The 8,466-nt window shown below is 71.2% G+C and carries 8 protein-coding genes; 2 read left to right on the forward strand and 6 right to left on the reverse strand.

Annotated features, from left to right (window positions below; all coding sequences use genetic code 11):
• Positions 1-18: 18 nt before the first annotated feature.
• Genes hisB through CEK68_RS06190 form a run of 5 tightly spaced genes read right to left on the reverse strand, consistent with a single transcriptional unit; the run spans position 19 to position 4,728 of the window.
• Positions 19-1,092 (reverse strand): bifunctional histidinol-phosphatase/imidazoleglycerol-phosphate dehydratase HisB, encoded by a 1,074-nt coding sequence (gene hisB / locus CEK68_RS06170; protein ID WP_152238867.1) that lies wholly within the window; start codon positions 1,090-1,092, stop codon positions 19-21.
• Positions 1,089-2,189 (reverse strand): histidinol-phosphate transaminase, encoded by a 1,101-nt coding sequence (hisC, locus tag CEK68_RS06175; protein ID WP_152238868.1) that lies wholly within the window; start codon positions 2,187-2,189, stop codon positions 1,089-1,091. Before hisC ends, hisB begins: the two co-directional genes overlap by 4 nt.
• Positions 2,186-3,481 (reverse strand): histidinol dehydrogenase, encoded by a 1,296-nt coding sequence (gene hisD / locus CEK68_RS06180; protein WP_152238869.1) that lies wholly within the window; start codon positions 3,479-3,481, stop codon positions 2,186-2,188. Before hisD ends, hisC begins: the two co-directional genes overlap by 4 nt.
• Positions 3,478-4,392 carry an ATP phosphoribosyltransferase gene (gene hisG / locus CEK68_RS06185; protein WP_152238870.1) on the reverse strand — a complete coding sequence of 305 codons (915 nt, stop codon included), beginning with the start codon at positions 4,390-4,392 and terminating at the stop codon, positions 3,478-3,480. Before hisG ends, hisD begins: the two co-directional genes overlap by 4 nt.
• Before the next feature lie 9 nt (positions 4,393-4,401).
• The gene (locus CEK68_RS06190) at positions 4,402-4,728 is read right to left on the reverse strand and encodes a YerC/YecD family TrpR-related protein (protein ID WP_017908286.1); all 327 of its coding nucleotides are present in this window, start codon (positions 4,726-4,728) and stop codon (positions 4,402-4,404) included.
• 189 nt (positions 4,729-4,917) lie between these two features.
• Between CEK68_RS06190 and CEK68_RS06195 the strand changes: the two genes are divergently transcribed.
• Positions 4,918-6,168: a hypothetical protein gene (locus CEK68_RS06195; RefSeq protein WP_226977780.1), complete on the forward strand. Its 1,251-nt coding sequence runs from the start codon at positions 4,918-4,920 to the stop codon at positions 6,166-6,168.
• Positions 6,169-6,285: 117 nt separating this feature from the next.
• On the opposite strand, the gene hisS is transcribed toward CEK68_RS06195, so the two are convergent.
• Positions 6,286-7,686, reverse strand: a complete 1,401-nt coding sequence (gene hisS / locus CEK68_RS06200) for a histidine--tRNA ligase (RefSeq protein ID WP_152238871.1) — start codon at positions 7,684-7,686, stop codon at positions 6,286-6,288.
• A 111-nt stretch (positions 7,687-7,797) separates the two neighbouring features.
• On the opposite strand from hisS, the gene CEK68_RS06205 reads away from it, so the two are divergent.
• Positions 7,798-8,466 (forward strand): cyclic nucleotide-binding domain-containing protein (locus tag CEK68_RS06205; RefSeq protein WP_152238872.1); only part of this gene is annotated, 669 nt, incomplete at its 3' end.

The raw sequence follows: 8,466 nt of genomic DNA on the forward strand, positions 1-8,466 counted from the left end.
TGTCCACGACGCGCCGATTCACAGCACGCCCTTGGTCGAGGGCAGCGCCGCACCCTCGCGCTTCAGCGCCTGGCGCAAGGCGCGGGCCAGCGCCTTGAAGCAGGCCTCGACCTTGTGGTGGTCGTTGTCGCCACGCACGCTCAGGTGCAGGTTCAGCCCGGCCGCATCGCACAGCGAGCGGAAGAAGTGCGGTACCAGTTCGGTCGGCATGTCGCCGACCCGCTCGCGCTTGAACTCGCCTTCGAACACGAAGTACGGGCGCCCGCTGAAGTCCAGCGCGGCGCTGGCCAGGGTCTCGTCCATCGGCAGGGTGAAGCCGTAGCGGCCGATGCCGCGCTTGTCGCCCAGCGCCTGGCGCAATGCCTGCCCAAGGGCCAGGCCGGTGTCCTCGATGGTGTGGTGTTCGTCGATGTGCAGGTCGCCGTCGGCGCGCACGTCCAGGGCGAAACCGCCGTGCTTGCCGATCTGCTCGAGCATGTGGTCGAAGAACGGCAGGCCAGTGGCGCAGTGCGGATCGCGCGCCAGGTCCAGGTCGAGTTCCACCGCGATGCGGGTTTCCTTGGTGTCGCGCTGCACCCGCGCCCGCCGCGGCGCATCGGCCAGCTCGTGGGCGATGCCGGCCCAGTCCCACTCGCCGCCGAACTGCGTGGTACGCAACTGGAAGCCGCGGATGCGCAGGTTCTCGGCGAACTGGATGTCGGTGACGCGGTCGCCGACCATCGCCGAGCGCGCCCAGTCGATGCTGCGGTCCTGCAGGTACGGCAGCATCAGGCCGATGCCGGGCTTGCGCGTGGGCGCATTGTCGGCCGGCCAGCTGCGGTCGACCAGCACCTCGCGGAACACGATGCCCTGGCTGGCGAAGATCTGCAGCATCAGGTCGTTGGGCCCGTCGAAGGCGGCCTGCGGGTAGGCCTCGCTGCCGAGGCCGTCCTGGTTGGTGACGATGACGAACTGGTAGCCGGCGTCGCGCAGTTTGAGCATCGCCGGGATCACGCCCTGCACGAAGCGCAGCTTCTCGTAGGCGTCGATCTGGAAATCGGCCGGCTCCTCGATCAGGGTGCCGTCGCGGTCCACGAACAGGATCGGGGTCATGCCGCGGCCCTCCATGCCTGCAAGGCGCCGAGCACGCGCTGGTTCTGCGCCGGCGTGCCCAAAGTGATGCGCAGCGCATCGCCCAGGGCCGGCGCGGCGCGCTGGTCGCGCACCACCACCCCGGCCGCCAGCAGCGCCTGGAACGCGCCCTCGGCGTCGTCGAAGCGCAGCAGCAGGAAATTGCCCTGCGACGGATACACCTGACGCACGCCGGGCAGTGCCGCCAGCGCCGCCTGCATGCGCGTGCGCTCGGTCCGCACCTCCTGCACCCGCGCCGCGGTCTGCCGCAGCGGTTCGGGCTGCAGCGCGGCCAGCGCCAGTTGCGTGCATGGCGCCGGAATCGGATACGGCGCCTGGCAGCGCCGCAGCACCGCGATCAGCGCCGGATCGGCGATCACGCAGCCGATCCGCGCCGCCGCCAGCGCGTGCGCCTTGGACAGCGTGCGCAGCACCGCCAGATTGGCATGGCGCGCGAGCAAGCTGGTGGCCGAGGCTTCGTCGGAAAACTCGCCATAGGCTTCGTCCACCACCAGCACCGCACGTCCCTGCAGGCGCTCGGCGGCACGATCGATGTCGGCCAGCGCGATCGCCGCACCGCCGGGGTTGCCCGGCGAACACAGGAACACCAGCTTGGCCATCTGGCTCAATGCGGCGTCCACCACCGCGTCCACGTCGGTCAGCAGGCCCTCGGCGGTATCGCGCAGCGGCACCTCGACCACGCGCGCGTTCTGCAGCCGCGCGCACACCGCGTACATACCGAACACCGGCGGGGTGATGACGATGGCGTCGCGGCCCGGCTCGCACAGGGCGCGCAGCAGCAGGTCGATGGCCTCATCGCTGCCACGGCCGAGCAGCACCTGTTCCGGGGTGCAGGCGTACAGCTGCGCCAGTGCGGCGCGCAGCGCCGGCGGCTGCGGGTCGGGATAGCGGCGATTGCCGGCGTCGCCATCGGCGGCGTTGGCCCAGGCCGACTCGTTGGCATTGAGCCAGATCTCGCCCTGCAGCGCACTGCTGCGCGCGGACGAATAGCCGGCGAACTCGCGCAGGTCCGGGCGGACCAGCGCCAGCACGGCGCGTGCGTCTGGAGTCTGGCTCATGCCGCCTTCTCCATGCGCAGCGCCACCGCGTTGGCGTGCGCGTCCAGGCCCTCGGCGCGCGCCATCAGCACCGCGCAACCGCCGATCGCGGCGATGCCGGCGGCGCTGGCGCTCTGCACGCTGACGAAGTTCTGGAAGCTGGCCACGCTCACGCCGCTGTAGGCACGCGCCGCGCCGCTGGTGGGCAGCACGTGGTTGGTGCCGCTGCAGTAATCGCCCAGCGCCTCTGGAGTGTAGTCGCCCAGGAACACCGAGCCGGCGGCCTCGACGCGGTCCAGCCAGTCGCGCGGCGCGCGCAGCGCCAGGATCAGGTGTTCCGGGGCGTAGCGGTTGCTGATGGCGAAGGCGTCATCCAGCGTGTCGACGCGGATCAGCCGCGACGCGGCCAGCGCCTGCCGGGCGATCGCCGCGCGCGGCAGCGTCGCCAGCTGCCGCTCCAGTTCGTTCTCGACCGCCTCGATCAGCGCGGCGCTGTCGGACAGCAGCAGCACCTGCGAATCGGGACCGTGCTCGGCCTGCGACAGCAGGTCGGCGGCGACGAAGGCCGCATCGGCGCCGGCGTCGGCGATCACCAGCACCTCGGACGGTCCGGCCGGCATGTCGATCGCCGCCGCGCCGGCCTGCGCGATTTGCTGCTTGGCCTCGGTGACGTAACTGTTGCCCGGGCCGAACAGCTTGTCGCAGGACGGCACGGTCTCGGTGCCGTAGCCCATCGCCGCGATCGCCTGGGCGCCGCCGAGCTTGAACACCCGGTCGACGCCGCACAGGGTCGCCGCGACCAGCACCGCCGGATCGGCCGAGCCGTCGGCGCGCGGCGGCGTGCACAACACCACCTCGCGACAACCGGCCAGCGCCGCCGGCACGCACAGCATCAGCGCGGTCGACGGCAACGGCGCACTGCCGGCCGGCACGTACAGGCCGACCCGGCCGATCGGCCGCACCACGCGCTCGCAGACCACGCCCGGCGCGGTTTCCAACGCGTACGGCTGCGCCATGCCGGCGCGGTGGAAGGTATCGATCCGCGCCGCCGCCTCGGCCATCGCCGCGCGCAGCGGCGCCGGCACCGCCGCCTCGGCGGCGGCGAACTCGGCGGCGCTCACTTCGAAGGTCTCCAGCACCACGCCATCGAAACGCGCGGTGAGCTCACGCAGCGCGCCGTCGCCGCGGCTGCGCACGTCATTGAGCACCTGCGCCACCGCGTTGCGGGTCTGCTCGGCCACGCGCTGCACCGGCCGGGTCAGCGCCTGGGTGCGTTCCTGCGCGTCGAGCGCGCTCCATTCCAAACGATTCATGCCAGCGACCGCTCCACCGTCAACACCATCAAGCCCTGCGCACCTGCGCGCTCCAGTTCCTCCATGCGCTGCCAGGTGATCGCACCGTGGCACATGGTCTGCAAATGCAGCGGGCCATCGGCGTCGCCGGGCAGTTGCACCAGCGGTTCGGCGTCGGGCAGCAACCGCGCCAGGTCGGCGACGCGTTCGCGCGCGGCGCGGAACATCAGCAGCTTGCTGTCGCGCAGCTTGAGCACGCCGTCGAGCCGGCGCAGCAGCATCGCCGCCAGGCCGGCGCGGGCATCGGCCGGTTCGCGGACCGGACCGGCCAGCACCGCCTCGCTCTCCAGCAGCGTCTCCACCGGCTTGAGCTGGTTGGCGGCCAGGGTGGCGCCACTGGAGACCAGATCGCAGATCAGGTCGGCGGTGCCCAGGCGCGGCGCGATCTCCACCGAGCCGGACAGCTCCACCACCTGCGCGGCGATGCCACGCGCGTCCAGCCAGTCGGCCAGCACCGCCGGGTAGCTGGTGGCGATGCGCAGCCCCTGCACCTGCTGCGGGCCGCTCCACTCCCAACTGTCCGGCACCGCCAGCATCAGCCGGCACTGCCCGAAGTTGAGCCCGCGCAGGGCACGATAGGCCTCCGGCAGGCCATTGCGGCGGCGCTCGCCGGCCTGCTCTTCGAGTTCGTTGCGGCCGACGATGCCGAAGTCGCACACGCCGTCGGCGATCAGCCCGGGAATATCGTCGTCGCGCACCAGCAGCAGGTCGACCGGCAACGATTCGCCGTAGCAGAACAGCTTGTCGCGGCTCTCGCGCCAGCTCAGCCCGCAGGCGGCCAGCACCGCACGGGCCGGCTCGGCCAGGCGGCCACTCTTCTGGATCGCGATACGCAGCCGGTCGCGGGCCGGTGCTGCCAGGGAAGCACTCATCAGGACATCTCAGTGGGAATCGGAGGGGCGCGCCGTCTGCCGGCGCAGCGCCGCGGCATAGCCGCCGGCGCCATATTCCAGGGTCCGTGCGACACGGCCGATGGTGGTGACGCTGACCTGGGTCAGATCGTGGATCTCGCGGTACGGCACGCCCTTGAGCAGCAGCGGCACCACGCGCCAGCGGTCCGCCATCGCCTCCAGCTCGGCCGGCGTGCACAGGTCCTGCAGGAACGCCGCCACTTCCTGCGGCTTGCCGAGCTGGGCCAGGGTGCGCGCCAACGCCTTGAACGAGGCGTCGCTGTCGCGGTCTTCTGCTGGGACGGGACGTTGTTTCATTGCGCTAATGTAATAGCACGCTATTACAAGGTCAAGTTTGCGCGGGCAGCGGCGACCTGGCGTTCAGCCTCCGGGCCATCCTGTTGCGCGCTCTGGCGCCCTGTGCGTTGCCGCGATCCGGCCTCACGCTGCGCGCAGACACCTCCCGCGGCGGATGGAAGGATCGCCCGGCGGCCGCTAGGATCGGCGATGACCGCCGCCGCTCTGGAGTACCGCATGCGCAATGCGTGTTTTGCCGCCCTTGTCCTGTGCATGGCGATGTCGGCAGCGGCGCAGCCGCCGCCGGCGCCTCCCGCCCAGGGGGCCGCAAACGCCGACACCGCGGCCACTGTGGAGCAACTGCCGATCCGTTCCGCCGCCCAGCTCAAGGCCTACCTGCACGCCCACGCCCGCCAGCGCACGCCACTGGACGCGCTCACGCCCGGCGCCCGCGAACGCTTCCTCGACGGCCTGGTGTTCGGCCGCAATGGCCTGGGTGGATTCGATGCGCAGGACCTGCCGCAGCTGACCCGCACGCAGGGCCGGGCGCTGCTGGCGCTGTTCGGGGTCGAGCGCTACGCGGAAAGCTTGCCGCACTGGGCGACGCAACCGCGCGCCAACGAGCCCACCGCCGCGATCGGCGACCTGGAGCGTCGCTACAACGGCTACCACCGGAATCTGGACGGCCTCGGTCGCACTGGACGCGATCCCTGGCCCGCCGTGCGCAGCGCCCTGCCCGAAGCATTCGACCCCGCCGCCATCGCGCAATCGGACGCGACCGCGCTGGACCTTCTGTATCGGGCCATCGTCGCGACCTACGCGCTGCGCCCCACCCCCGCGGGGCTGGACACGCAACTGCAGGTGTTGGCGCAGTTGCGACGCCGCGGCCAGGCCAGCGCGGCGCAGGTGGACGACGCCGGCAACGCGCTGCTGCTCGCGCATCGCGTGGAAGACGCACGGCGCCTGCTGGCCGATGGCGGCAGCGCCGACTGGCCGCATTGGCTGCGCTTCGAGGACCGCCTGGGCGCGGCGGCGCAGGGGCCGACGCTGTGGTCGCTGGAACCCGATGGGCGCACGCTGCACCGGCAGCGGATCGATCTGGGGCCACCTCAGATCCTGGTCGCCGCCGGCTGCCATTTCGCCGCCGACGCAGCACGCGCCATCGCCGCCGATCCCGAACTGGGCCCTGCGTTCCGCCGCCACGCGCTGTGGCTGACCCTGCCGCCCGGCAGCGAGGACCTGGAGGCGCTGCGCGCCTGGAACCAGGCGCAGCCGCAGACGCCGCTGCATCCGCTCTACGACGTGGAGGAATGGCCCCTGTTGCCGCGCGAATGGCGCATGCCGACGTTCTTCCTGGTGCGCGACGGCAAGGTCGTCGCGCAAGTGCAGGGCTGGCCGGCGGACGATGGCGCGCAACGGCGTGCGCTCAAGGCGATGCTGCAGGGTGCGGGCCTGCTGTAGTTAGCGTTTTTGGGATCGGCCGTGGCCGGGGTTACCGGCCGTGCCGGTCGCGGCTGAAGCCGCTCCCACGAAGATCTCGCACAGCGCGGCGGCCGTTGCCGGCCGCCGCCGCCAGACTCAGGCCATCACCTTGGCCTGCTCCAGCTCCACCTGCAGCGTGCTGGCCAGTTCGTCGCGGGCGATCTCGAACTGCTGCTCGCGCAGCAGGTCCTTGACCGCGACCACCCCGCGCGCCAGCTCGTCGTCGCCGGCCAGCACCACAAAGCGGATGCCGGCACGGGCCGCGTACTGGAACTGCTTGCCGATCTTCTTCGGCTCCATCTGCACTTCGGTGTTGATGCCGCCGGCGCGCAGGCGCCGCGCGATGTCCAGCGCGTCGTCCAGCTTGGCTTCGTCCATCAGCGCCACCATGGCCTGCACGCTGCTGGAGGCGATGCCGTCGATCAGGCCGGCCTCGCGCAACTGCCAGAACAGCCGGGTCAGGCCGATGGAGATGCCCACGCCGGGCAGCTTGGATTTGCTGTAGTGGCTGGCCAGATCCTCGTAGCGGCCGCCCGAGCAGATCGAGCCGATCTGCGGGTAGTCGGTCAGCAAGGTCTCGTAGACGGTGCCGGTGTAGTAGTCCAGGCCGCGGGCGATGGAGAAATTGAGGCAGTACGCGGTCTCCGGCACGCCCAGCGCCTTGACCAGGGCCAGCACCTCGCGCAGTTCGACCACGCCCTCGCGCAGGGTCGCACTGGACGCCGCATCGGCCTCAAGCGCCTGCAGCCGCGCCAACGCGTCGTCGTGGCCGCTGGAGCGGACCGCGACGAAGTCGAGGATGCGCTGCACCTGCTCGGCGGGAATGCCGAAGGCTTCGCCGGCCAGCGTCTCGCGCACGTAGTCGGCGCCACGCTTGTCCAGCTTGTCGACCTCGCGCAGCACCGCGAGCTGGCGCTCGCCCTCGGCCACGCCCAGGCTCTCGAAGAAACCGCGCATCAGCTTGCGGTTGTTCAACTGCACCGCGAAATCGCCGATGCCCAGCTCGGCGAACACCGCGTGGATCACCGCCAGCACCTCGGCGTCGTAACGGATGCTCAGCGCGTCCTTGCCGATCACGTCGATGTCGCACTGGTAGAACTCGCGGAAGCGGCCGCGCTGGGCGCGTTCGCCGCGGTACACGCGCTGCATCTGGTAGCGCCGGAACGGGAAGCTCAGCTCGTGCTCGTGTTCGGCCACGTAGCGGGCCAGCGGCACGGTCAGGTCGAAGCGCAGCGCCAGCTCCGGCAGCCCGCCCTCGCCGCCCTCGGCCGCGGCATTGGCCAGCGCACCGGTGGACTGCACGAAGTACACCTGGCGCTCGGTCTCGCCGCCGGACTTGGTCAGCAGCACGTCGGACAGCTCGAACACCGGCGTCTCCACCGGCAGGAACCCGAACCGCTCGTAATTGCGGCGGATGACGTCCAGCATGCGCTGGAACGCGATCTGCTCGCGTGGCAGCAATTCCATGATGCCGGGCGGCGTACGGGGCTTGATCACGTGCGGAACTCCTGCGATTCGGGGGCGAGCGGGACGCCAATTCTAGCCGCACCGGCCACGCGCGGCCGCATCGGCGTATCATTCGCCGGTGCCGAAGCCGCTGCCCCGCCCATGAACAGGCCTCCTTCCGGATTCGCCCTGCCCTACGCCGACGCGTCCGCCCCGCGCGAACCGCGCGGCAACGAATGCCTGCATTGCGCGGTCCGCCACCTGGCGATCTGCTCGGCGCTGGCCTGCGACGAAGTGCAGGCGCTGGAACGGGCCACGACCTCACTGCATTACGCCGCCGGCGCCACTCTGGCCCGCACCGGCGAGGCACGACAGGCGGTCTACACCGTCACCGCCGGCGCGTTGCGCCTGGTCCGCACCCTTGCCGACGGACGCCGCCAGGTGGCCGGTTTCGTCCTGCCCGGCGACTACGTCGGCCTGAGCGAATCGGCCAGGCACCGCCACGATATCGAAGCCATCGCCGACAGCCGGGTGTGCCGGGTGCCGGTGGCGCAGATGCAGCAGTTGCGCACGCAGTTCCCGCACCTGGAGCGCAAGCTGCTGCAACGCGCCTGCCTGGAGCTGGATGCGGCGCAGGACGCGGCGCTGTCGTTGGCGCGGCTGCAGCCGGCCGAGAAACTGGCCGACTTCCTGCTCAAGCTGGCGGCCCGCGCGGCGCGCCAGGGCGATGCCGGCAACAAGGTGGTGCTGCCGATGGGCCGCGGCGACATCGCCGACCATCTCGGCCTGACCATGGAGACGGTCAGCCGTACCTTCACCAAGTTCTCTCAA

The sequence above is a fragment of the Xanthomonas sp. LMG 12461 genome, from assembly GCF_009192935.1.
Classification (GTDB): domain Bacteria; phylum Pseudomonadota; class Gammaproteobacteria; order Xanthomonadales; family Xanthomonadaceae; genus Xanthomonas_A; species Xanthomonas_A sontii.

Coding starts and splice junctions, on each gene's coding strand:
- hisG (WP_152238870.1), bottom strand. CDS start 4,392: ATGAGTGCTTCCCTGGCAGCACCGGCCCGCGACCGGCTGCGTATCGCG.
- CEK68_RS06190 (WP_017908286.1), bottom strand. CDS start 4,728: ATGAAACAACGTCCCGTCCCAGCAGAAGACCGCGACAGCGACGCCTCG.
- hisB (WP_152238867.1), bottom strand. CDS start 1,092: ATGACCCCGATCCTGTTCGTGGACCGCGACGGCACCCTGATCGAGGAG.
- hisC (WP_152238868.1), bottom strand. CDS start 2,189: ATGAGCCAGACTCCAGACGCACGCGCCGTGCTGGCGCTGGTCCGCCCG.
- CEK68_RS06195 (WP_226977780.1), top strand. CDS start 4,918: ATGACCGCCGCCGCTCTGGAGTACCGCATGCGCAATGCGTGTTTTGCC.
- hisD (WP_152238869.1), bottom strand. CDS start 3,481: ATGAATCGTTTGGAATGGAGCGCGCTCGACGCGCAGGAACGCACCCAG.